This is a genomic window from Deinococcus aquaedulcis (assembly GCF_019693445.1).
Classification (GTDB): Bacteria; Deinococcota; Deinococci; order Deinococcales; family Deinococcaceae; genus Deinococcus; species Deinococcus aquaedulcis.
In genome coordinates, this window is the sequence record NZ_JAHRBL010000004.1 from 266,338 (window position 1) to 288,943 (window position 22,606).

18 protein-coding genes are annotated in these 22,606 nt (G+C 67.2%); 10 read left to right on the top strand and 8 right to left on the bottom strand.

The window, feature by feature from the left end:
- The first annotated feature begins 4 nt into the window (after positions 1-4).
- From KMW22_RS07990 to KMW22_RS08005, 4 genes are all read left to right on the top strand, one after another.
- Entirely contained in the window at positions 5-547 is a 543-nt protein-coding gene (locus KMW22_RS07990) for a class I SAM-dependent methyltransferase (protein ID WP_221089498.1), read from the top strand.
- A 120-nt stretch (positions 548-667) separates the two neighbouring features.
- Positions 668-1,072 (top strand): hypothetical protein, encoded by a 405-nt coding sequence (locus tag KMW22_RS07995; RefSeq protein ID WP_235692750.1) that lies wholly within the window; start codon positions 668-670, stop codon positions 1,070-1,072.
- A gap of 1 nt (position 1,073) precedes the next feature.
- Entirely contained in the window at positions 1,074-5,972 is a 4,899-nt protein-coding gene (locus KMW22_RS08000) for a DUF4132 domain-containing protein (RefSeq protein ID WP_221089499.1), read from the top strand.
- Positions 5,969-6,454, top strand: coding sequence for a hypothetical protein (locus KMW22_RS08005; RefSeq protein ID WP_221089500.1), 486 nt, complete (start codon positions 5,969-5,971; stop codon positions 6,452-6,454). The genes KMW22_RS08000 and KMW22_RS08005 overlap by 4 nt, the downstream gene beginning before the upstream one ends.
- Before the next feature lie 62 nt (positions 6,455-6,516).
- Here the strand turns inward: KMW22_RS08005 and alaS are convergent, their stop codons facing one another.
- The 3 genes from alaS to KMW22_RS08020 form a co-directional block, all read right to left on the bottom strand.
- On the bottom strand, positions 6,517-9,189 hold the full coding sequence (gene alaS / locus KMW22_RS08010; RefSeq protein ID WP_221089501.1) for an alanine--tRNA ligase: 2,673 nt from the start codon (positions 9,187-9,189) through the stop codon (positions 6,517-6,519).
- A gap of 645 nt (positions 9,190-9,834) precedes the next feature.
- Positions 9,835-11,652, bottom strand: a complete 1,818-nt coding sequence (locus tag KMW22_RS08015) for a CHAP domain-containing protein (protein ID WP_221089502.1) — start codon at positions 11,650-11,652, stop codon at positions 9,835-9,837.
- A gap of 112 nt (positions 11,653-11,764) precedes the next feature.
- Complete coding sequence (locus KMW22_RS08020; RefSeq protein WP_221089503.1) at positions 11,765-12,799, bottom strand: response regulator; 1,035 nt, start codon at positions 12,797-12,799, stop codon at positions 11,765-11,767.
- 91 nt (positions 12,800-12,890) lie between these two features.
- Here KMW22_RS08020 and KMW22_RS08025 point away from each other — a divergent pair, with 91 nt between their 5' ends.
- The gene (locus KMW22_RS08025) at positions 12,891-14,411 is read left to right on the top strand and encodes an amidohydrolase (RefSeq protein ID WP_221089504.1); all 1,521 of its coding nucleotides are present in this window, start codon (positions 12,891-12,893) and stop codon (positions 14,409-14,411) included.
- A gap of 68 nt (positions 14,412-14,479) precedes the next feature.
- Here the strand turns inward: KMW22_RS08025 and KMW22_RS08030 are convergent, their stop codons facing one another.
- The 4 genes from KMW22_RS08030 to KMW22_RS08045 all read right to left on the bottom strand — a co-directional run bounded on the left by KMW22_RS08030 (position 14,480) and on the right by KMW22_RS08045 (position 17,629).
- A complete protein-coding gene (locus KMW22_RS08030; protein WP_221089505.1) occupies positions 14,480-15,208 on the bottom strand; it encodes a YebC/PmpR family DNA-binding transcriptional regulator in 729 nt (242 codons plus the stop codon).
- Between the two features lie 100 nt (positions 15,209-15,308).
- On the bottom strand, positions 15,309-15,497 hold the full coding sequence (locus KMW22_RS08035; RefSeq protein WP_221089506.1) for a hypothetical protein: 189 nt from the start codon (positions 15,495-15,497) through the stop codon (positions 15,309-15,311).
- A 58-nt stretch (positions 15,498-15,555) separates the two neighbouring features.
- A complete protein-coding gene (locus KMW22_RS08040; RefSeq protein ID WP_221089507.1) occupies positions 15,556-16,593 on the bottom strand; it encodes a sugar phosphate nucleotidyltransferase in 1,038 nt (345 codons plus the stop codon).
- A gap of 70 nt (positions 16,594-16,663) precedes the next feature.
- The gene (locus tag KMW22_RS08045) at positions 16,664-17,629 is read right to left on the bottom strand and encodes an alpha/beta fold hydrolase (protein WP_221089508.1); all 966 of its coding nucleotides are present in this window, start codon (positions 17,627-17,629) and stop codon (positions 16,664-16,666) included.
- Between the two features lie 74 nt (positions 17,630-17,703).
- Here KMW22_RS08045 and KMW22_RS08050 point away from each other — a divergent pair, with 74 nt between their 5' ends.
- From KMW22_RS08050 to KMW22_RS08065, 4 genes are all read left to right on the top strand, one after another.
- Positions 17,704-17,982, top strand: a complete 279-nt coding sequence (locus tag KMW22_RS08050) for a hypothetical protein (protein ID WP_221089509.1) — start codon at positions 17,704-17,706, stop codon at positions 17,980-17,982.
- Positions 17,983-18,184: 202 nt separating this feature from the next.
- Entirely contained in the window at positions 18,185-18,853 is a 669-nt protein-coding gene (locus KMW22_RS08055) for a response regulator transcription factor (protein WP_107137559.1), read from the top strand.
- Between the two features lie 267 nt (positions 18,854-19,120).
- Positions 19,121-20,179, top strand: a complete 1,059-nt coding sequence (locus tag KMW22_RS08060; protein ID WP_328774634.1) for a TerC/Alx family metal homeostasis membrane protein — start codon at positions 19,121-19,123, stop codon at positions 20,177-20,179.
- 105 nt (positions 20,180-20,284) lie between these two features.
- Positions 20,285-21,205 (top strand): P1 family peptidase, encoded by a 921-nt coding sequence (locus tag KMW22_RS08065; RefSeq protein WP_221089510.1) that lies wholly within the window; start codon positions 20,285-20,287, stop codon positions 21,203-21,205.
- Positions 21,206-21,261: 56 nt separating this feature from the next.
- Here the strand turns inward: KMW22_RS08065 and KMW22_RS08070 are convergent, their stop codons facing one another.
- A complete protein-coding gene (locus KMW22_RS08070) occupies positions 21,262-22,014 on the bottom strand; it encodes a GNAT family N-acetyltransferase (protein ID WP_221089511.1) in 753 nt (250 codons plus the stop codon).
- Between the two features lie 132 nt (positions 22,015-22,146).
- On the opposite strand from KMW22_RS08070, the gene KMW22_RS08075 reads away from it, so the two are divergent.
- Positions 22,147-22,428: a hypothetical protein gene (locus tag KMW22_RS08075; protein WP_221089512.1), complete on the top strand. Its 282-nt coding sequence runs from the start codon at positions 22,147-22,149 to the stop codon at positions 22,426-22,428.
- Positions 22,429-22,606 lie beyond the last annotated feature (178 nt).

Here is a 22,606-nt window from a genome sequence, read left to right on the forward strand (position 1 = left end):
GCCTGTGCGGGTCATCCTGGGCGCTGGCGAACAGCGCTGGCCCGGCTGGGTGCCCACGCAGCAGGCCACGCTGGACCTGCTGAACCCCGCCAGTTTCGAGCAGTTCTTCGGTAGAGGGCTGGCCGACGCCTTTCTGTGCGAGCACGTCTGGGAGCACCTGTGGCGAGAAGAAGGGGCGCAGGCGGCGCGGCTGGTCTTCCAATATCTGAAGCCCGGTGGCCGCCTGCGCGTGGCCGTGCCGGACGGGCATCACCCGGACCCCGCCTACCAGGCCCTGGTCGCGGTTGGTGGCCCGGGGCCCGCCCATGACCACCGCGTGCTGTATACGCTCGAAACCTTCGCGCCCCTTTTCACGGCGGCGGGCTTCACGGTGGAGCCCCTGGAATGGTGGGATGCGGGCGGCACCTTTCACCAGCAGCCCTGGTCGCCGGACGACGGCCCGGTGTACCGCACGGCCCGGCTGGACCACCGCAACGAGGCGTGGCGGCGGGGTCAGCGCCCACCCGGGTTTACCAGCGTGCTGCTGGACGTGGTGAAGCCAGGCTAGGCCCCCAGATACCATTCAACCCCAACAAACTGGTTGGACTGGATTACGCTATTTACATATTCAATTCGGCCGGGTAAGCTGGATGGTGAACAGCACCACCATTCCCCTGCGAGGTTACCCATGATTGTCGAAACCAAGATTGTTGGTCGCCGGACTCCCTTTGAACGCCGCCCGCTGGAGGTGCCCGCTGGCCCCCAGACGCTGCGCAGCCTGCTGATCCATCTGGTCGAGCAGGAGGTCGCGGCCTACCACGAGCGCCAGAACAGCGTGGGCGTGCTGCGCGTGCTGACCGAGCGCGAACTGTCCGAGGCCACCTTGACCGGGCGCGTCAGTACCTCGCCCCAGGCGCCGGGCGGCACCGTGAGCACCGAGGACGCCGTGCGCACCGCCCTGACCGGCTTTGGCGACGGCCTGTATTACGTGTTCGTGGACGACGAGCAGGTCGAGACGCTGGACACACCGCTGACCCTGCGGCCCGACAGCACGCTGCTGCTGGTGCGCCTGACCGCGCTGACGGGGGGCTGAGATGGACATTCAGGAATACCTGCGCCCCTTTCAGCAGCCCTGGAAGCCGGCCTTTCTGGCGCGGCTGGACACCCTGCCTGCCCCCCTGGCCGAGCTGGTGCGCGCCGATGTGGAGCACCGCCCCGAGCGCGAAGGGCCGCCCCCGCGCGAAGACACCCTGACCGACCACCTGCACGCCAGCACCCCCGCCGAGCGGCTGGCGCTGGCGCAGGTGTTCTTTCCGCAGTTTCCCGAGGTGGCCGCTGCAGCCCTGGCCGCCCTGCTGACCCGCCACCCCTACCCGCAGGGCTACGCCCGGCGCGCCTTCCGGGCCCCGGGTGACCGCCGCATGGCCCGGCACGCCCTGAACTGGCTGTGGCGGACCTGGGAGGCCACGCGCGACTACCCGCAGGACCTCGCGTGGTTTGCCGTTCACGCCGGTCTGCTGAACCCCTGGGAATCGCAGACCCTGGGCCTGCTGCTGGGGCAGGCCATCAGCGACGGGCACGAGGACGTGTTCGAGGTGCTGCGCCAGACGGCCGGCGCCGAGCACCCCGTGGCCCGCATGGGGCGCCACGTCCCGCTGGCCCTGCTGTCGAGCACCCGCGAGGACGCCTGGGCGCTGGCCGAGCGCCTGCTGCTGGCCGCCCAGCGCCAGGAGGGCCTGCGGCAGGTCATTCTGGAAACGGTGGACGAGGCCAGCCTGGGCGCCTTTACCCGGATGCTGCGCCTGCTGCTGCAGGGAGACCTGCTGCGTTTTGCCGCTGCCCTGCGCGCCGCGTGCGTGTGGTTCGGCCTGAACTACGACGTGACCGACCTGAAGGTGGTGCGCGCCCACCTGGAGACCGCCCTGGGCTTTCTGGAAGACCCCGCCACGGCCCGCGCCGCCGTCGCTGGCGGGAGCGGCGCAGGCGCCTACCTCGCCCTGTACACCCTGGCGATGGCCGATGCCCAGGAGGCCGCCGCCCTGGCCCAGCCCCTGCTGAGCGACCCGGCCCCCGAACGCCGCATGGCCGCCGTGCAGTTTCTGGAAGCGGCGGACGCGCTGACGCCCGCCGACCTGGGCGCGCTACTGGCCGACCCGGACCTGCGCCTCGCCGCGCTGGCCGGGGGGCGGCCCCACGCCTACGCCCAGGCGGCGCAGGACGCGCCCCCCTTTGACGCTTTCGTGGCCTACGCCGGGCGCCTGCCCGCCCAGGCCCGCCACGAGCCGCTGCTGTTTCCCTGGCTGGGCCACATTCCGGCCCGCAGTGACGCGATGGACAGCCTGCCCGGACTGGTGGGCGAGGCCCCTCTGGCCATCCTGGCGCCCTACCTGAACCAGATGAGCAGCAGCGGCAAGAATGCGGCGCTATGGCATCTGCGGCGGCGGCATACCCCGCAGCCGGAGGAAAAGGCCGCGCCCCCCCAGCCCCTGGACGCCCCCACCCGCGACCTGCTGCTGACCCTGCTGCAAGACCGCGTGGGCAGCGTGGCGCAGACAGCGGTGGAGATCATGGCCCACCTCTCGCCCACGCCGGACGAGGTGCCGGTGCTCGAAGGGCTGCTGAGGCGCCGGGGCGCCGACCTGCGCCGGGGGCTGATCCGGCTGCTGGCGGCCGACCAGGTTCAGGGGGCCCAGAGTGCCGGGCGCCTGCTGGCCCAGACGGGCACCGAGCAGCGGCAGGCCGGGCTGCAACTACTGCGCGAGGTGGGGGGGACGCCGCCCGCCGACTTCAAGCCGAAGAATGTCACCGAACAGACCCTGCTGGCCGCGCTGACTGAGCCCGAGAGCCAACTGAGCTTGCGCGACGGCCTGGGCCTGTTTGACCCGGCGGCCCTGACCCGCCCCGAGCCCCCCGTGCCGGTGGAGGGCGACTTTGCCCCCGAGGTGGCGCGCGGCGCAGAATTGCTGCGCGCGCTGGACGCCCTGATCGAGGCTAACCGCGAAACCCCGCTGACTGGCCTGGGCTGGGACGGCCAGCAGACGGCGCTGCTAGGCAACGTGTCGGGCTGGCTGCTGAGCCCCCGCGCAGAGCAGCCCATGCCCCTGGCCGACCTGTGGAACAGCTGGTGGGCCGGGCGCCCCGGCGCCCAGGACGGCGACCTGACCCGCATGGCCTGGGCCCTGTCGCACTTCGTGGCCCGCCAGGACAGCACCCTGCCGGACCTGGAAGCCGAGGCAGAAGAGGACGAGGCCCTTGCCGACGTCCTGGCCGAACTGGCGGGGGAAGAGGACGCCGAGGCCGACCCCGAACGCGCCCAGGCCCGCCGCACCGCCGAAACCCGGCAGGCCCTGCGCCGCGCCACCCTGCACCGCACGCTGGGCCCGCTGGTGCCGTTGCGTCTGGCCCACATGGACCGGGTGCAGGCGGTCGCGGGCCACCTGCAGGCCACCTTCGGCACCCCTGCCGACGTGGATCTGGCGCTGGACGCCTGGGCCACGGCCCTGAGTGGGCTACCGCAAGACGCCCAGATGCTGACCGACCCGCGCTATTCCTGGCGCAGCGAGGACCCACGCGACCTGCTCTCGCCCCTGCGGCCCAGGCACGCCGGCCACCTGACCCCGGCCCAGGAGCGGCGCCTGTGGCACCTGACCCTGCACGAGGGAACGGGCTTTCCCCACCTGCCGCGCCGCCGCCCGGACACGGGCCTGCTGCTGCGCGCCTACGAGCAAGGCTGGGCGGGCCGCGCCGACCTGTGCGATCAGCTGATCGGCCCGCGCCCGGAGCGCACCGGCTATTACTACGGCAACGACTTTGACGACCTGAACACCTCTACCCGGCGCCGCCTGCGCGAGGGCACGCCCACCCACCCCGACTGGCAGGCGGCGGTGGAGGCCGTGCGCGCCCGCGTGCTGGAGATTGAAGCAGTGCGCGGCGACCTGGAAACGCCCGCCACTCCGGCGGCCCTGGCCCTGCAATCCATCAGCGGCGCGGAGAAAGCCCTGCGCCTGCTGGCCGCGCTGGGCAAGAACCCGCTGAAGCGCGGCTACCAGGGGCGCAACGAGAGCCGCGACGTGACCTTCAGCCACCTGATTCGCGTGGCGTTCCCGGCGCCCGGCGACACCCCCGCCACCTTTGCCCGGCTGGCGCAGGAGGCCGGGCTGAGTGAAGCCCGGCTGCTGGACCTGGCGATGTTTGCCCCGCAGTGGGCCCCGCTGGTGGCCGGCGCCCTGGGCTGGCGCGGCCTGCAGGACGGGGTGTACTGGCTGCACGCCCACACCCGCGACACGAACTGGACGGTGCCCCAGGACATCCGCGAGGACTGGGAGGTGCAGATCAGTGAGCGCACCGCCCTGTCCCCCGAAGACCTGATGGCGGGCGCGGTGGACGTGGCGTGGTTTCACCGCCTGCACCGGGGCTTAGGCAAGGCGCGCTTTCAGGCGCTGCTGGGCGCGGCCAAATATGCCTCCAGCAGCGGCGGCCACAAACGCGCCGAGCTGTACGCCCAGGCCCTGCGCGGCGAGGTCACAGCGGCCGAACTGACCACCCGCATCCGCGAGAAGCGCCACCAGGACGCCGTGCGCGCCCTGGGCCTGCTGCCCCTGGGCCGGGGCGCCGCCAGGGCCGCCCGCGAACTGGAGGCCCGCTACCGTCTCCTCAGCGACTTTCGCCGCGAGGCCAGGCAGTGGGGCGCGCAGAAGCAGGCCAGCGAACGCCTCGCTGCCGACATTGGCCTGCAGAACCTCGCCCGCACCGCTGGCTACGCCGACCCCCAGCGCCTGATGTGGGCGATGGAAGCCCGCATGGCCCCCGACTGGGCCCAGACGGTGACCGAAGGCGACGTGACCGTGGGTATCCACCTCACCGCAGGCGGTGAAGCCAGCCTGACCGTGACGCGCGGCCAGAAGGCCCTGAAAACCCTGCCCGCCGCCCTGAAAAAGCACCCCGAAGTCGTAGCCCTGCGTGAGGCGGTCAGGGAACTGGGCGCCACCCAGCGCCGCATGCGCGGGGCCCTGGAAGAGGCGATGGTGCGCGGCGACCTCTTTACCCCCCAGGAACTGCGCGACCTGGCCGGGCACCCGGTGATTGCGCCCATGCTGCGCTCTCTGCTGTGGGTGCTGAACGAGGACGCCGTGGGCTGGTGGCAGGGGGACGCGTTGGACACGCCCGGCGGCCCCGTTCCCCTGGCCGACCACGCCCTGCGCCTGGCGCACCCGCATGACCTGTTCGTGGGCGGGCAGTGGCCGCAGCTTCAGCAGGACATCATGACGCGCGGGGTGACACAGCCCTTCAAGCAGGCCTTCCGCGAGTATTACCCCCTCACCGGGGCCGAGCAGGGCGCCCGCCGCACCACCCGCTATGACGGCCACCACGTGCAGCCCGGCAAGGCGGCGGCCCTGTTCAAGACGCGCGGCTGGGTGGCGGTCCCCGAAGAGGGCGTGCGCAAGACGTGGCATGCCGAGGGCCTGAGCGTCTGGGTGGACACCAGCGTGGGCTACGGCACCCCGAACGAGGTGGAAGGTGCGCCCCTGCACGCCGCGTATTTCCTGCGCCCCGGCGCCACCGAGCCGCTGCTCCTGGCGGACGTGCCGCCGCGCGTGTTCAGCGAAACCATGCGCGACCTGGACCTGGTGGTCAGCGTGGCCCACGTGGGCGGCGTGGACCCCGAAGCCAGCCAGAGCACCACCGAGATGCGCGCCGCCCTGCTGCGCGAAACGCTGCGCCTGTTGAAACTGGGCAACGTGCGCCTGGAAAACGACCACGCCCTGATTGACGGCCACCACGCCCGCTACACCGTGCACCTGGGCAGCGGCACCGTTCACCGCCAGCCGGGGGGCTTCCTGTGCATCGTACCGGTGCACAATCAGCACCAGGGCCGGATTTTTCTGCCGTTTGCCGACCCCGATCCTAAAACGGCCGAGGTGGTGAGCAAGGTGCTGCTACTGGCCGAGGACCGCAAGATTCAGGACCCCACGATTCTGGAGCAGTTGCGGTGAATCAGCTGCCCGTCCCGGTGCTCACCGGCCTGCGTCTGGTGCAGATCCACCTGAGCGCGCAGGTCATCCCGGGATGGGCAGATGTCCCTGCCTACACGTCGCGGCTCACTCTCGCGGCCGAGGGCCCGGCAGACGCCCTTCAGGCCGTGACCCGTTTCTTTCAGGGCAGCTGGCTTCAGGACAGCGAGACCCCAAAGTTTCTGCAGGCCATCCTGGCCCTGCGGCCTGGGCAGGGCGTGAACCTGCGCGAGGAAGGGCAGGTCATCCGCCAGGGAGACCGCTTGCACCTCTGGTCCGAGCTGACCTATTTCGACCGCACCGCCGAAGCCGATCTCGACTTTTCCGAGGTCTGTGAGGTCATTCGCCTGAACCTGCACTTCTGGACCCTGCGGTGGGAATGGACAGCGGGCACGGCGCGCCGGGGCCTGCCGTCCTATGACGAAGCCCGGGGCTTCCGCGTGCGCCTGCTGCGGCCCGACTGACGCAGACCAGATCACAGGAGAGAGCGGCGGAGGTGATGCCTCCGCCGCTTTCCCTTTGGCCGTTAGAACGCTCCGTCCAGCGCCCCCAGCGCCGCCTCGGCATCCGAAATGCCGGCCTGGGCCATATCCGGGCGGCCCCCGCCCTTGCCGCCGCCGGCCGCCGCCAGCTTGCCGATCAGTTGCCCGGCGTGTGCGCCCCGGCCCACGGCGGCCTTGGTGGCCTTCACGACCAGCCCTTTGTCACCGGCCACGACCACCAGATCGGCGCCGCTCTGGTCCAGCAGCTTGTCGGCGGCGGCGCGCAGTTCGTTGCCTTCAATGCCCGCCAGTTTCAGCGCGGCCACCTGGAACCCGCCCAGTTCGCGGGTCTGGGCCGCTGCGCCCCCGCCACCCATCTGGGCCTCGGCCAGCTGGCGCTTGACGGCGGCCACCTCTTTTTCGGCGGCCTTCAGCTGGCCCTGCAGGCCAGACACCCGCGCTTCCAGGCCCTCGGGGCTGGTGTTCAGCAGGCCCGCCACCTTGGCGGCGGCGTTCAGGCGCTCGCGCACCCAGGCGGTGGCAGCCTCGCCCGCCAGGGCCTCCACGCGGCGCACGCCCGCCGCCACGTTCTCGTCACTCAGCAGCACGAAGGCGCCGATGTCGCCGGTGCGGCGTACATGGGCGCCGCCGCACAGTTCCTTGCTGCTCACAGGCTGGCCGTGGTAGCTCACGTCGCCTTCCACGCTCACCACGCGCACGGTTTCGCCGTACTTCTCACCGAACAGGGCGGTGGCCCCGGCGGCCTTGGCCTGGGCAATGGGCATTTCCTGCCACGACACCGCGAAGTTCGCGCTGATCCAGCGGCTCACCAGCGTTTCCACGGCGGCCAGTTCATCGGCACTCAAGGCCGCCCCGTGCGAGAAATCAAAGCGCAGGCGGTCAGCGGCCACCAGCGAGCCCTTCTGCGCCACGCCGCTCCCCAGCACCGCCCGCAGCGCGGCGTGCAGCAGGTGAGTGGCGGTGTGGTGGCGCTGGATGGCCTGCCGCCCACCAGACACCACGCCGCGCACGGTCATGCCGCTGCGCAACTCACCTTCTTCCACCAGCACGTCATGCAGGAACACACCCTGCGGCGTCTTGCGCGTGTCCCGGACCAGACCAGCGCCGCCTTCCCACTCCAGGCGCCCGGTGTCGCCCACCTCGCCGCCACCCTCGGCGTAGAAGGGGGTGCGCGACAGGACCACCGTGGCCTCGCTGCCCGCCGCCAGGTGCTCCAGGCGCTCGCCCGCGCCCACCAGCGCCAGCACCTGCCCTTCGGCCTGCAGGTCGTCGTAGCCCACGAACTCGGTGGGGGAGAGGCCGTCCAGGGCCTCCTGGTTGCTGCCAAACAGCTCGGACTTGCCGTATTTGCTGCCCGCGCGGGCAATGTTCTGGGCATTCTCCAGGCTCTCGGCGTACCCGGCCTCGTCCACGGTGATGCCGTATTCCTCGGCAATTTCCTTGGTCAGGTCTACTGGGAAGCCGTAGGTGTCGTAGAGCACAAAGGCGTGCTCGCCCGACAGCACGTCGCCCCGCTGCATGCCGGTCAGCAGGCCGCCCAGGCGCTGAATGCCGCCTTCGAGCGTCTTCAGAAAGCGCTCTTCCTCGGCGCGGATGGTGGCTTCAATCTTGGCCTGGTGCTCGCGCAGTTCGGGGTAGGCCTCGCCCATGCGCTCGACCACCAGGGGCACCAGCTGATACAGGCTGGGTTCGCGCAGGCCCAGCAGGTAGGCGTGGCGCGAGGCGCGGCGCAGAATCTTGCGCACCACATAGCCGCGCCCGGTGTTGCTGGGCGCTGAACCGTCGGCAATCACCATGCTCACCGAGCGGGTGTGCTCGGCCACCACGCGGTGCGACACGTTCTGCGGCCCCTCGTAGGGCTGGCCGCTCAGCTCTACCACCTTGGCGATGATGGGCGCGAACACATCGTTGCTGTAGAAGTCGTACACGTCCTGCACGACCGTCGCAATGCGCTCCAGGCCCATGCCAGTGTCAATGTTCTTGAACGGCAGATCCTTGAGGACCGGGGTGCCGTCGGGCAGTGGGTCCTGACGGTCATACTGGGGGAACACGCAGTTCCAGATTTCCAGAAAGCGGGCGCTCTCGCGGGTGTCGGCGTACTCGGCCCAGGTATCGTCGCCGTATTTGGGGCCACGGTCATAGAAGATCTCGCTGCACGGACCGCAGGGGCCGTTCGGGCCTTCCTTGGGTGCGTCTGCCGGCCAGAAGTTCTCGTCGGCCCCAAAGCGCAGAATCCGCTCGGGGGGCAGGCCAATCTCCTGGGTCCAGATGGCGAAGGCTTCCTCGTCATCCTGGTAGATCGTGGCGTGCAGCTTGCTGGGGTCCAGGCCCATCCAGTCCGGGCTGGTCAGGAATTCCCAGGCCCAGGTCAGGGCCTCGCGCTTGAAGTAGTCGCCAAAGCTGAAGTTGCCCAGCATTTCCAGCAGCGAGCAGTGGCGCAGCGTGCGCCCCACGTTTTCAATGTCGCCAATACGCAGGCACTTCTGCGCCGTGGTGACGCGCTTGCTGGCCACGCCGTCAAAGACCGCTGGCGCCCCCATGAACTGATCTTTGAAAGGCTGCATGCCCGCCACAGTGAAGAGGGTGGTGGGATCGGGCGCCACTGTGGAGTAACTGGGCAGGCGCAGATGCCCCTTGCTTTCGAAAAATTGCAGGTACTTCTCGCGAATCTGGGCCGTGGAGAGCGAGGTGGACATAGGAGAGAGTATAGCGAGGATGGGCGATTTACCGGCACACGGAAGAAGTCTTATTTGAAAGAGCTGATTGCAAATTATAGTTGCTTTGGATCGGTCATTTAACGGTTATAATTATCGATCTATTCGATCTTTTGCTATTTCCAAGAAATAACTGCGAGCAGTATGCCGAGTATGTACGACCATCGGTGGTTTTTCCCACTTCTAGCAAATACCTCGTATTTGATTTAGACTTTGCTAGTGAAGCATAAAGTTTATCATAACACTCTGTGACCTTGCCGCCATAGAATCTTTGTTGCTGGGGCAATATTTGGCGTCCGGTCGCTAATCGGTAGAAGTCGTCCACTATGACTGAATAATCAAGATTCAATTTATTTTTCGGATAGTCGATACCAATTTGGAGCACTAAACCCTTCACGAGGTTGTTCTCGTAATAAACATCGAAGAATGTCTCCAATTGCTTCCCGGAGGAGTCTTTGAATAGGACCTCATATTGCAGAACATCTGCTGATTCGTTGTTATCTACAGACTGACATTTGTATTTATTGCAAAATAAGGATGTTGTCAGGGTCTTTAGACTCCCTTGTCCTAACAATGCGGATGAGTGGGCTGTACAGGAAGCCAGCAGCGTAAGAAAAACAAAATATCTCATTTTGGCCTTATCCAGCATAGAACTCGACTCTCGAGAATCCACTTCCCATTCTTATTAGCCATGGAGATTGATTCGCTAAATTTGGTCTCTACATTTTGCTGCACGATTACGATGCTATCGTCGTTTACTTCGGCTATGATGGCAACATGGCCGAAGGTTGATGTGCCTATAACTATAATATCGCCTACTTGAGGCTTTTCCTTGCTCCCGGTTCGAAGTTTAGTTTTTATGTCATAGTTTCTATACTGTGGATGGCCACTGTGGCCCTTCTGGCCATCCTGTACATGGCTCTTGAACCAAGTTCCTGCATGACCCATTTCATGTAAATAGACTCCAGAATTTAAATGTGTAAACCTTCGAACAAACTCCACGCACTGCCATTTGAAACCATAGTACAAGCCACCTGCGCCAAAGTTATTGCCCCAAGTTTCCTTTTCTACTGTCCCATTATAATAAGCACTTATTCCTTTGAAGCTACCTATTTCAACCCCCTTTGTAATTCTCTGGATTTCTTCTTGTGTATATCCACCTTTCGGAATGTTGCGAACAGCGTCGCGCTGCTCATCCGTTAATTCTTCGATCCCTTCAATTTGGTCGCTGTTATTATTGGTCATCATTTGAGAGGCGGTGGCAGCGCCCCTTGCGATCACATCAGCAGAGTCAGTCCCATTTACTACTCGTCTTGCTCCCGAGAAGTCAATATTCGCGCCGGCAACATAAGAACTCAAGCTCTTTTTAGTAAATAATCCCATCATCATCCCCTTCGCGATGATCATGCCTGCTAAATCGCGATCACTTGCGGCGAGATCTGGATTCTCTACGATGTTGGGAATTTTGCCATCTATCTTATATCCACTCGGCTCTACAATCTCTTTCTGTGCTCGCGTGTAGCCTGCTTTCCCCGTGAGGTGGACATAGCCTCGACCTCTATACTTGTATCCATCTCCCGGCTTGGTGTTGCCCAGTTCCGTGATGTTTCTCTGCTTGCGTTTTGCCAAAATGGTTTGAGCAGATACGCCATCTGCTAGACGTTTGCTGTCAGACTTGAGAGTTTTAGTGGGATTGCAGCCATACTTCTGCTCGAAATAGTCTTCCGGATCCCAGCCGGAGTCATATTTCTCTCTAAGAGCAGTAAATCCGTTGGACTCCCAGATTCCAGTAGCAAGGATGTAAGCAACTTGGTTAATATCAGTGATTCCAGCTTTTTTACAATGGCGCAGAATGGCTTCAACGTGCTCTTTTGAGCTAGGGGTGAACGCCTTGCCCAGAGTTCTGGCGGTCTCCTGTGCCGCTTTGATGGCCGTCTGCACTTCTGCAGGTGAGACCTCAGTCTCGGCGTTCTGGCCTGCGGCGGAGCTGTCTGGATTTGCGCCCTGAGGCCCATTGCCAGCGGGTTTCGGAGCCACCCTCGGCGGCATCACCACAAAGCCCATCGCCATGCTCTCGACCTTGAATTCACCACTCGAAGTCTTGTTGTTGAAGCTGGTGGTGATCTTCTTGCCGTCGGGGCTGAATTTACCTTCAAACTCGGCGTTGTTGTCGGTGCCTTTCAACACGAAGGTGTTGTCCTCGCGGATCATGCCCTCTACACGCCAGCCGTCGTTGTTGCCGGGGGTGGCCATATAGCGGCCAGTTAACTGGCCGCTTTCGTCGCGGATAATGCGCAGCTGAAACTTCACGTCTTTGCCCTTGCCCACAAAGGTGCGCTCCCATTTCTTGGGGGCTTTTTTCAGGGCCATCGGCGCGGCGGGCTGCTGGGGCTTGGGCGCGGGCTTGCCGCCGTCGTTACTCAGTCGTTGTTCTGGGGAAAACATGGGGGACCTCCTGACCGGTTGTGCACTCAGGGTACCCAAGAGGCCTGGCCCCGCGCGCCGCAAATGAGGCAGGGGCCGCTGCACCTGTGTGCCTGCGGCCCCCCCTTGTTCCTTAATCCAGATCCACCGCCCACCACGCTTCCCGCTGGGCGGCCAGCCGCGCCCGGGGATCACCAATGGTGTCCAGCGCCCGGGCCAGGCCCTGCCAGTCACTCTCGCTCATGGGGTCAATGGCCAGGGCCCGCTGGTGAAACTGCGCGGCGTCGCGGTCGCGTCCGGCCAGGGTGGCGGCGCGGGCGGCAATGCCCAGCAGGCTCAGCTGCTTTTGCTCCAGGCGGGCGCGCACGTCGTCGGCCCAGGGGCTGTCGGTGCCGGGCAGAAACTGGCCATACTGGGTGACCAGTTCGCGCAGTTCTTCCAGCCCCAGGCTGCCCTGCTCGGCCTGGGCGGCCAGCAGTTCAAAGCGCTGCACGTCGTATTCGGGGTTCAGGTCGGCGTTCAGGGCGTAGCGGCGGTTGGCGCTCACCACCGCCTCGTTGCTCAGGCTGCGGCGCAACCGGTGAAGGGTGGTGTGAAACAGACTGCTGGCGCGGGCCTCGTCCTTCTCGGGCCACAGGGCCTCGGCGGCTTCCCAGCTGGTGACTTCCTTGTGTTCCAGCAGATAAAAGAACAGCTCCAGCGCCTTGCGGCTCACCCACGACACCGCGCTGCCCTTCCACACCACCTGCGCGGTGCCCAGGCCCTTGGCCTGCATGCCGCTTTCGCCCTGCAGGGTCAGGCCCGCGCGCCTCAGGCGGGCGTCAATGGCGGTGGTCAGGTCCTGGGGGGTAAAGGGCTTGGGCAGGTAGTCGTCGGCACCCAGGTTCATGCCGCGCCGCACATCGCCGCGTTCAGCATGGCTGGAAAGCAGCATGAACGGAATGGCCGAGAGCTGCTCGTGGGCCCGCACCTTTTCCAGGAATTCCAGACCCGTCATGTACGGCATCACCACGTCGCTGATGACCAGATCGGGGGTAAAGACCTTCAGCAGGTCCAGGGCCTCGACCGGGTGGGTGCTGGTGCGCACCTCGTGCCCGGCGCGGGACAGAATCACGCTGACAAGCTTGAGGATGGCGGCGTCGTCATCCACCACGAGGATGCGGGGCATGGCGTGAGTGTATTACGAAACCGGGCGGCCCTGGCGCCAGGACTAAAGACCAGCCCAACGCCCACGCGCCCAATGCACTACGCTGCCGCACATGACCCAGCCCACCCCGGCGGCCCCCGCGCCGCTGACCCTGCTGCAGGCCCGTACCCTGACCCTGGACCCCCAGCACCCGAACGCCGACGCGGTGCTGGTGGGCGGCGGCCGTGTGCTGGCGGTGGGCACGCGCGAGGACCTGCGCGCCCTGGCCCCCCGCGCCGAGGTGCGCGACCACCGCGACCTGCTGCTCACCCCAGGGCTCTCGGAGGCCCACATTCATCTAGTGGCCTACGGCTTTTCCCTGGGGCAGCTGAACCTGCACGGCGCGCGGGGCGTGGCCGAGGTGCAGGCGAAGGTGGCCCAGCGCGTGCTGAACACGCCCCAGGGAGAGTGGATTCGCGGCGGGGGCTTTCTGCTGTCCGAACTGGGCCTGGGTGACTACCCCTCGGCGGCCCTGCTGGACGAGGTGAGCCCGCACCACCCGGTGCTGCTGTACTCGCGCGATCTGCACATGGCCTGGGCAAACTCGGCGGCGCTGCGGGCGGCGGGCATCCACGAGGAAACGCCAGACCCCGAGGGAGGCAAGATTGTGCGGCCCCTGGGCTGCCTGCTGGAGCACGCCTCGGGGCTGGTGGAGGCGGTGATTGCGCCGCCCAGCGAGGCGCAGTATCTGGCCGCCGCCCGCGCTGGGGCCCAGGACTTGGCCGCGCGGGGGTATGTCAGCGCGCACACCATGGCCTTCGAAGCCCCCGAAGCGCCGCGCGCCCTGCAGGCCCTGGCCGACGCCGGCGAGTTGCCCCTGCGCGTGTGGGCCTGCCTGCCGCATGACCGCCTGGAGCTGGCCCGGGAGCTGGGCCTGCGCCGCACGCCGGGCGGGCTGTTTCAGTGGGGTGGCGTGAAGTTCTTTGCTGACGGCGCCCTGGGCAGCCGCACCGCGTGGCTGCACGCCCCGGGCTTTGCCGACGGCTCGGGCACCGGCATCCCGCTGGACTCGCCGGAGTTGATCCGCGAACGGGGCCGCGAGGCGCTGCACCTGGGCCTGACCCCAGTCACCCACGCCATTGGCGACCGCGCCAACACCGAAGTCCTGAACGCCTACGACGACCTGCGGGGGCTCGCCCGGCAGCAGGGCGTGCGCCTGCGCGTTGAACATGCCCAGCATCTGCGCCCCCAGGACATCCCCCGCTTTCAGGGCCTGACCGCCAGCGTTCAGCCTATTCACCTGCAGGCCGACGGCCCCATGATCCGCACGCTGCTGCCGCACCTGCAGGCCCAGAGCTACGCTTTCAAGGCGCTGCAGGACGCCGGCGCCGTGCTGGCCTTTGGCAGCGACGCCCCGGTGGCCCCGCCCGACTACCGCGCCAACTTCGCCGCCGCCCTCACCCGCGTGGACGACGGGGGCGAGCGCCTCGCCCCGCACGAGGCCCTCACGGAGCTGGACGTGCTGCGCGCCCACACCCACGGCCCCGCCCTGGCCGCCGGCTGGACCGACGAGGGCGTGATCCGCCCCGGCGCCCGCGCCGCCTTTACCCTGTGGGACCGTTTGGGGGGGACGGCGCAGGCTCTGGTGCTGTAAGGGGCAAATGGGCAATGGCAGATGGCAGATGGCTAGGAAAGGCCATCTGCCATTTGCCATCGGCCTCCTTACTCTTCTTCCGGGAACTCCGCGTTCGAGTACACGTTCTGTACGTCGTCGAGGTCTTCCAGGGCGTCAATCAGGGTCAAGAGCTTCTTGGCGTCGTCGCCGCTGACCGCCACAGTGTTGCTGGGGAGCATGGCCACCTCGGCGCTTTCGACTGTGAAACCGGCAGCGGCTAGTGCGTCCTGCACGGCGTACAGGTCGTTGGGGCCGGTGCTGATTTCCAGGCCGTCCTCGGACTCCTGAATGTCCTCGGCGCCGTGCTCAATGGCGGTTTCCTGGGCCTGCTCGCTGGTGTCTTTCAGCAGCAGCACGCCCTTTTTCTCGAACTGCCACGCCACACTGCCGTTGGTACCCAGAGAACCGCCGCGCTTGTTGAACACCGCGCGGATGTCGGCCACCGTGCGGTTCACGTTGTCGGTCAGCGTCTCAATGAAGATGGCCGTGCCGCCGGGCCCGTAGCCCTCGTAGGTCACGTCCTTGTAGTCGGCCGCGCCCTCGCCCGCACCCACCGCGCGCTTGATGGCGTTTTCAATGTTGTCCACCGGAACGGTGGCGCTTTTGGCGGCGGCAATGGCATTTTTCAGGCTGAGGTTGCCGGCGGGATCGCCGCTGCCGCCCGAGCGGACGGCGGCCTGAATGGCGCGGATGTGCTTGGAGTACATCGCGCTGCGTTTGCTGTCGTTGGCACCCTTCTTGCGCTTGATCTGAGACCATTTGCTGTGACCGGCCATGCTGAAAACTCTCCTTGCGTGAAAACTGCGCCCGCTCGAAGAGGTGTCCTCGGGGGCGCGTGCAGGGGGCAGTTTAGCGTATGGGCGGGGGCGGCTGGCTTTATCCGTCCTCGTCGGTGGGCTCGTGGGCCGGGTGGGCCGGCTGAAAGCGCGCCTGGTCCTCGGTGGGCGACAGGTTGGCGCGCTCCTGTTCGGGCGGGCCAGTGTCCACGCCGCTGATCAGCACCTCACTGCGGGCGCCCTCGGGCCGCCCCTCGCCGCTGCTGGCGCTGTCCCTGGACTGTGTCATACCCCGCACTCTACGGCGCGCGGCGCCGTGGCAAGTGTGGACGAGCTGCGCCTGACCTTTAGATCCGCACCACGCTGCGGTCTCCCATCACCAGCTGCAGGCCCGACTCGCTGGGCGCCGACACCAGGGCGTGGCGGCCAATCAGCACCCGGCTCAGCGGGCGGCTGGGGTGCAGAATGCGGGCGAATTCATCCACCAGGGCGCCGTGCAGCCGCGCCGTGTCCACCCGGGCGTGCGCGCCGATGCTCACAAAAGGCCCCAGGGTGGCGCCGCGCACCAGCGCGTGCGGGCCAATCCACACCGGGCCGGTGATCACGCTGTCTTCCACCAGCGCGCCGGCCTCAATGACCACGTTGCCGGTGATCACGCTGCGCTCGGCGCGGCCATCCACGCGCGGGCGCTGCTGCGCTAGAAAGTGGGTGTTGGCCGCCAGCAGGTCATCGGGGGTGCCGGCGTCGGACCAGAAGCCGCTGAATTCCACGGCGCGCACTGTGCCGCCCGCTGCCATCAGGCGGGTCAGGGCCTGCGGGAATTCAATCTCGCCCCGGTCACTGGGGGCCAGTTCGGCCACATGCTCCAGCAAGTGGGGCTGAAAGGCAAAGACCCCACAGGCCGCCAGGTTGCTCTCGGGCTTGCGCGGTTTTTCCACCAGCCGCTGCAGCCGCCCGTGCTGCACCACCGCCACCCCATAGGCCTGCGGGTTGGGCACCGCCTTGACCCCCAGGGCCGCCTCGGCGTCCCGCAGGGCCGCCACCAGGGGGCTGAGGTTGTCCTGAAACAGGTTGTCGCCCAGGTACAGCAGCGTGGGCTGATGCTCCAAAAAGGCGTGGGCGGCCAGCACGGCGTGCCCGGTGCCCAGGGCCTCGCTCTGGCGGATAAAGGTGAGGTGGCCGCTGTCCTGCGTGGCGTCGCGCAGATCCGTTTCCGAGGACGGGCTGGTGACAATGCCGATGTCCTGAATGCCCGCGTCCCGCAGGGCCTGCACCGCCCGGGCAATGATGGGCACACCGGCCACCGGCACGGCATGTTTGGCCCGTGTGGCGCTGATGGGAAGAAGACGACTGCCGCGCCCAGCGGCGAGAATAAGCCCTTTCATGCAATCACAGGGGAGTATACGGGCCGGCGCGCGCGCCCGATTGCGAAGTTGCCCACCCCGCCTGAGGCCCCTAGCGGCTCAGGGCGTCGTCCAGCGCCTCGGCAAAGGCGTCCTCGTCGTCCAGCCAGGGGTAGTGCCCGGCGTCCAGCACGGTCACGTCGCCGCCGGTCAGGTCGGCCACCCAGGCCACCTGCTCGGGGTAGCTGGTGTGGTCGTGCGCGCCCGCGATCACGAACACCGGGCGGCGGATCTCCTGTAAGAAGGGTGGGTATTCAAACTCCCACAGGCCCTGGGCCACCAGGGCGTCGCCCACCTCGCCGCCGCCCAGCAGTTGCCCCTCGGCGTCGGTGAATTCCAGGTGCATGCGGCTGGCATTGTCACGGAATTGCAGGGCATTGAGCAGGTCGCGGGCGTTCAGCAGCGCAAAGGCCGCCTCCACGCGCGCGCCGCCCACCGCCGGGTACTGGCCCTCGGGGGTGCGGGCGCGCAGGTCGTCGGCGGGGTCTTCCAGGGCCACACCCCGGCGCCCACTGGCCTCGCGCAGCAGGGTCAGGGCCAGTTCGGGGAAATGCACCCAGGGGTTCACCACGACCACCCGCGCCGTGCGTGTGGGATAACGCCGGGCATACTCCAGCGCCACCAGTGCCCCGAAGCCGTGGCCCAGCGGCACAATCTGCCGGGCCCCCAGGAACTCGCGCAGGGCCTCTAGGTCACCCGTCAGCGTGTCCAGGTCCAGGGTTTCGTCGCCCTGGTCGGTGTCGGCCAGGGGCCCGCTGCGGCCACAGCCGCGCTGGTCCAGAAACACGGCTGGCTCTGGCAGGCGGTCTCCAAAGAGGGCCTGGAAGGAATAGCTGTTGTATCCGGGACCGCCGTGCAGGAACACCAGCGTGGGGGCGTCGCCTGTCGGGTCGCCGGTCACCTCAAAGTACAACTCCGCGCCGTTCAGGCGCTCAACGTACACGCGGCCCTGGGTGCCGTCCTCGGGTGACAGCAGGGGCGGGGTCCCTTCGTGGGCAAGGTCGTCGGGGCCGGTCATGGGCGCCATTGTAGGCCGCGTTCTGGTGGGCGTGCCGGGGGCGGGCGCTAGGGTAAGGCCATGAGGCGCGCGCCATGACCGAGCCCCAGGTGCCGCTGGGCATCAGTTTCGTGCTGGAAGGGCTGGACGAACTGGCCTTTACCCGGGTGCTGCGCGACGTGCTGCATGACCCTGCCTTTCGCCGCCCGCTGCAGGTGCAGGTGCAAGAGCCGCGTGGGGGCGCCCCCGGTCGCCTGACCCTGGCGTTTGCCCCTTCAGACCGCACGCTGGCGGTGGCGGCCATGCAGCGCCTGAAGACCGTGCTGCTGCGCTACGGGGTGCAGGTGGACAGCATTTCCGTGCCTGGCGTCTAGGGCCCTGGCTTTGGCCCACACTTTTCAGCTGTTAAGGGACCATAAACCGTGCCTGCGCCCCAATCAGGGCGCGCGCCCCCTACCATGTCCCGGAAACAGGTGCAGTGCGCATCCGCCGCCGCCAGCGGACGTCCGCCGTTGTCCGCCGCCGGCCACGGAACGGTCCGGCCCGCCGCGTTCCCGAGGAGACCCAACAGCAGCTATGGAGCAACGCATCCTTTTAATCGAAGACAATCCAGACATCACCCGCGTCGTGCAGTACGAACTGGAGCAGGCGGGCTACAAGGTGCTGGCCGCTCCTGACGGCGTCACTGGCCTTACCAGCGCCCGCGAAAGCAGCCCCGACCTCGTGATTCTGGACCTGGGCCTGCCCGACTTTGACGGCGCCGAGATTGCCCGGCGCCTGCGCAAGACGAGCAGCGTGCCCATCATCATCCTGACCGCCATGGACGCTGTGGACCGCAAGGTCAACCTGCTGGAAGCGGGCGCCGACGACTACATGACCAAGCCCTTTCACCCCGAAGAGCTGGTGGCGCGGGTGAAGGTGCAGTTGAGGCACCAGCAGCACGGCGAGGTGATTTCGATTGGGCCGCTGGAGATTCATCCGCAAAAGCGCCTGTGCCACTACAACGGCCACGAGGTGCGCCTGTCGCCCAAGGAGTTCGACCTGCTGACCTTCCTGGCCCGCCAGCCGGGGCGCGTCTATTCCCGCCAGGAAATCGAGCGCGAGGTCTGGAACGGCGAACTGCCCAGCAACTCCAACGTGGTGGACGTGCACATGGCCAACATGCGCGCCAAACTGCGCGATCTGGACGGCTACGGCATCATCCGTACCGTGCGCGGCATCGGCTACGCCCTGAAGACCCCTTGAGCCGCTGGGGGAGACTGTTCCCCCGGCAGGCTGTGTGCCCTTCTTACAATCTTGCCCGCCCCCGGTTGCCAGACTGGGGGTCATTCCGGGGGAGTACGCCGCCCTGAAGTTCAGGGAGCACGTGATCGTCAATCCGGTGGCCAAAGGTCACCCGGTCGCGCGCACAAAGGGCCAGACCCGGCAGGAACGCGGTGAAGGCCGCGCCCCTGCCGGCGTTTTTCGTTGGTGGTGGCCCTGCCTCTTCGCCGCGTCCACTGGAGGCTCCCTGTGGAAGCGATAGTTGCGGATCTGTCGTCGGCGTTTTCGGTGCTGTGGCTGGGCAAGCCCGCCTGGATGTGGCTGCTGTTCATGACCCTGGTGGTGGCCCTGCTGGCCTTTGACCTGGGGGTCCTCAGCCGCCGCCGCGCGGCCAAGGCGGCCGAGCACGGCGACGATGCCCAGGTGATCGGGGTGGCCAGCAGCCTGAAGCTGAGTGCCTTTTACATCGCCATTGCGCTGGCCTTCGGTGCCTGGATCTGGGTGACGCTGGGCGCCCAGAGCGGCATGGCCTACCTGACCGGCTTTGCCGTGGAAAAAGCCCTGGCCCTGGACAACGTGTTCGTGATCAGCGTGATTTTCGCGGCGCTGGCGATTCCCCGCCACCTGCAGCACCGGGTGCTGTTCTGGGGCATTCTGGGCGTCATCGTCCTGCGCGGCATCATGATCGGGCTGGGTGCAGCGCTGGTCACGCAGTTCGACTGGATCATGTGGGTGTTCGGCGCCTTCCTGCTGCTGACGGGTGTAAAGCTGCTACTGAACAAGGGCGGCCACGATGAAACCCCCGACCTGGAGCGCCACCCGGTGGTGCGCGCCCTGCGCCGGGTCATGCCCATCAGCCCCAAACTGGACGGCCAGAAGTTCCTGACCAAGCTGCCCGATGCCCTGGGCCGCGTGCGCACCCACGCCACCCCGCTGCTGCTGGCGCTGCTGCTGGTGGAATTCGCGGATCTGGTGTTCGCCGTGGACTCGATTCCGGCCATCTTCGCCATCACGCAGGACCCGTTTATCGTGTACACCAGCAACATCTTCGCCATTCTGGGCCTGCGCGCCCTGTACTTCGCCCTGGACGCCCTGATTCACCGCTTCAGCGCCCTGAAGCCTGCGCTGGCCCTGGTGCTGGTGTTCATTGGCGGCAAGATCTTCTACGGCCAGTTCTTCGGCAAGGTGGACCCGGCCATCAGTCTGACCGTCACGGTGGGCATCCTGGCGGGCGGCGTGCTGGTCAGCCTGTGGCGCACACGCGGCGGTGGCGGCCAGGGCAAGAACGAGGTCCAGGCGGCGGACTAAGACAAGCGGCGGTGCTGTATTTCCGACCCTCTCCCCTCGTGGGAGAGGGCCTTGCGCGGCAAGGGGTGAGGGGGTTCCCCTCCCTGCTGTGCTCTCCTGCCCGGCATGACCCCCAACCGCACCCTCACCGGCATTCCAGGCTTTCAGGTGGGCCACTGGACCCACGCCCCCGCCCGCACCGGCTGCACGGTCATCCTGTGCCCGGCGGGGGGCGCTGTCGCATCGGCATCCTTCCTGGGGCCCAGCCCCGGCACGCGCGAGGGGGTGCTGCTCTCGCCGGAAAAGAAGGTGGAGCGCGTGCACGCCCTGCTGCTGACCGGCGGCAGCGCCTTTGGGCTGGCGGCGGCGGCCGGGGTGGTGCGGGTGCTGGAAGAGCGCGGTATAGGGCATGAAACCCCGTGGGCACGTGTGCCCATCGTGCCCGCCGCTGTGATCTATGACCTGGGGGTGGGCGACCCCACGGTGCGCCCCGGCGAACGTGAAGGTGAACTCGCCGCCCGCGCTGCCAGCGCCGAGCCAGTGGCCCGGGGGCGGGTGGGGGCTGGCACCGGGGCCACCGCCGGCAAGTACCTGGGGACCGGGGCAGTGCCCGGCGGCCTGGGCAGTGTGCTGGTCGAGCGCCGTGGGGTGCAGGTGGGCGCGCTGGCGGTGGTGAACCCCATTGGCGACGTATTGGACGAGCAGGGTGGCGTGCTGGCCGGGCCCGGGGTGGGTCCGGGCGCCGTGGCCTTTACCCCCGGCGACGCCGAGAACACCACGCTGGTGGCCGTGGTCACCGAACATGCCCTGACCAAGCCCGAATGCCGCCGTCTGGCCGACGCCGCGCAGGCCGCCCTGGCGCGGGTGATTCACCCCAGCCACACCTTCTGGGACGGCGACAGCGCCTTCGTGCTCAGCAGTGGCGCGCGCCCGGCGGCCGATCCGCTGCTGCTGGGCGCGCTGGTGCAGGAAGCCGTCTGTGGGGCAGTGCGCGACGCGGTGAGGGCAGCGCAGGCGGAGAGTTTGAAAGCCTCTGCTGGGCTCTGAATGCCACGTCTCTCGCTCAGAGGCTCAATTGCCCAGTTGAGTCGCCCCAGAACGGCTCAGGCGCTTGTTCCTTCAGTGCCCTTTGGCCCGCTTTGGGTCAACGTCAGCCGCGCGCCCACCAGCCTGAACCCCGCCCGGCGGATGTTGCGTTCGCTGGGGCTGCTTGGGGTTACGAACACGCTGGCAAGGTCTGCCCCTGCCTGGGCGGCGGCGTGCAGCCGCGCCGAAAGAAGGTCGGTCTGCACGCCCTGGCCGCGATAGTCGGGCCGGGTGGACATGCCAAACAGCGCCGCCACCCTGGCTGTCACACTCAGGGCCGCGCTGCCCGCCGCCTCGCCCCCACGCCGGGCCACGAACAGCCGCGTGCCGGGAGCCGCCGCCACCACCTGCATGGTGGGGCCGCTCCCCTCCCCGAACCCCTGCGCCGACAGGGCGGCCCAGGTCTCGGCGTCATGGGTTTCCTGCACCTCGGCTCTGGGTGGCAGCGCCGTCAGGTCGTGGGCGTAGACGTGCAGCACGGTGCTCAGGGCGTAGCCGCGCGCCCCCAGGACTCCCAGCGCCCCCGGCACTGCATCCGAGAGCAGGTGCACCGTGGGCGGGGTACCCACTTCGGCGCAAAAGGCTTCAAAGGCGGCCAGGGCATCGGCGTCTGGCGGGCGGGTGCCGTCGTGCCACGCGGCGTTCAGGGGCAGCCCCAGGCCCACAAAGGCGGCGTGTAGCGGGCCAAAGGTGGCCGCCCGGCCATAGCGGCTGTGCGCCTGCGCTTCGGCGCGGCTCAGGCGGGGCAGAACGTCCGGGGGCAGGGGCATGGGGGGAGCATAGGGGCCCAGGCCAGGGAAACTCATGCGTCACTTGGCGGAGCTTCAGGCGATCTTAGGCCACTGCTGAGCTTGTGTGGCTTCTCTCCGTTTGGGGCCACTGGCCAGCGCCACCATAGACGCATGATCGCTTTTCACCCCCACCTGTTCGTGCGGATTGTCGAACTGGACGGCCCGCGCGCCCCCATGCCCCGGCCCCTGTCCAGCGGCTTTTCCGAAGGACGCGCCTACCGCGTCCTGGGGGTGTACAACCCGTCGGAGTCCTCGGACGCCTATTTCATCCTGCCCAACGACCGCGACGAGATGTGGTTCATCTGCCAGCGTCACCTGCGCTTTGCGGGCCTGCACGACACGGGGGCCCACCATCTGGACCTTCCGATGGAGCACGCCACCGCCGCCGATTAATACGAAGTTGAAGTATAGTTGATACATCAAAGCGACGATTGCCCTGAAGCACTTAAGTGAAGACGAACTGCTGCGTCGTCAACGCCAAGCCTCAACCGCCGACGAGCGTGATCGTTGGTTTGCCTTGAGGACGCTCACCTTGCATCCTGACCACTCCAGGGCGCTCCTGGCCGAGCAG

What these genes read in the sequence shown, in the direction of transcription:
- KMW22_RS07995 (WP_235692750.1), top strand. Translation starts at nt 668, where the DNA reads ATGATTGTCGAAACCAAGATTGTTGGTCGCCGGACTCCCTTTGAACGC.
- KMW22_RS08000 (WP_221089499.1), top strand. Translation starts at nt 1,074, where the DNA reads ATGGACATTCAGGAATACCTGCGCCCCTTTCAGCAGCCCTGGAAGCCG.
- alaS (WP_221089501.1), bottom strand. Translation starts at nt 9,189, where the DNA reads ATGTCCACCTCGCTCTCCACGGCCCAGATTCGCGAGAAGTACCTGCAA.
- KMW22_RS08015 (WP_221089502.1), bottom strand. Translation starts at nt 11,652, where the DNA reads ATGTTTTCCCCAGAACAACGACTGAGTAACGACGGCGGCAAGCCCGCG.
- KMW22_RS08020 (WP_221089503.1), bottom strand. Translation starts at nt 12,799, where the DNA reads ATGCCCCGCATCCTCGTGGTGGATGACGACGCCGCCATCCTCAAGCTT.
- KMW22_RS08025 (WP_221089504.1), top strand. Translation starts at nt 12,891, where the DNA reads ATGACCCAGCCCACCCCGGCGGCCCCCGCGCCGCTGACCCTGCTGCAG.
- KMW22_RS08030 (WP_221089505.1), bottom strand. Translation starts at nt 15,208, where the DNA reads ATGGCCGGTCACAGCAAATGGTCTCAGATCAAGCGCAAGAAGGGTGCC.
- KMW22_RS08035 (WP_221089506.1), bottom strand. Translation starts at nt 15,497, where the DNA reads ATGACACAGTCCAGGGACAGCGCCAGCAGCGGCGAGGGGCGGCCCGAG.
- KMW22_RS08040 (WP_221089507.1), bottom strand. Translation starts at nt 16,593, where the DNA reads ATGAAAGGGCTTATTCTCGCCGCTGGGCGCGGCAGTCGTCTTCTTCCC.
- KMW22_RS08045 (WP_221089508.1), bottom strand. Translation starts at nt 17,629, where the DNA reads ATGACCGGCCCCGACGACCTTGCCCACGAAGGGACCCCGCCCCTGCTG.
- KMW22_RS08050 (WP_221089509.1), top strand. Translation starts at nt 17,704, where the DNA reads ATGACCGAGCCCCAGGTGCCGCTGGGCATCAGTTTCGTGCTGGAAGGG.
- KMW22_RS08055 (WP_107137559.1), top strand. Translation starts at nt 18,185, where the DNA reads ATGGAGCAACGCATCCTTTTAATCGAAGACAATCCAGACATCACCCGC.
- KMW22_RS08065 (WP_221089510.1), top strand. Translation starts at nt 20,285, where the DNA reads ATGACCCCCAACCGCACCCTCACCGGCATTCCAGGCTTTCAGGTGGGC.
- KMW22_RS08070 (WP_221089511.1), bottom strand. Translation starts at nt 22,014, where the DNA reads ATGCCCCTGCCCCCGGACGTTCTGCCCCGCCTGAGCCGCGCCGAAGCG.
- KMW22_RS08075 (WP_221089512.1), top strand. Translation starts at nt 22,147, where the DNA reads ATGATCGCTTTTCACCCCCACCTGTTCGTGCGGATTGTCGAACTGGAC.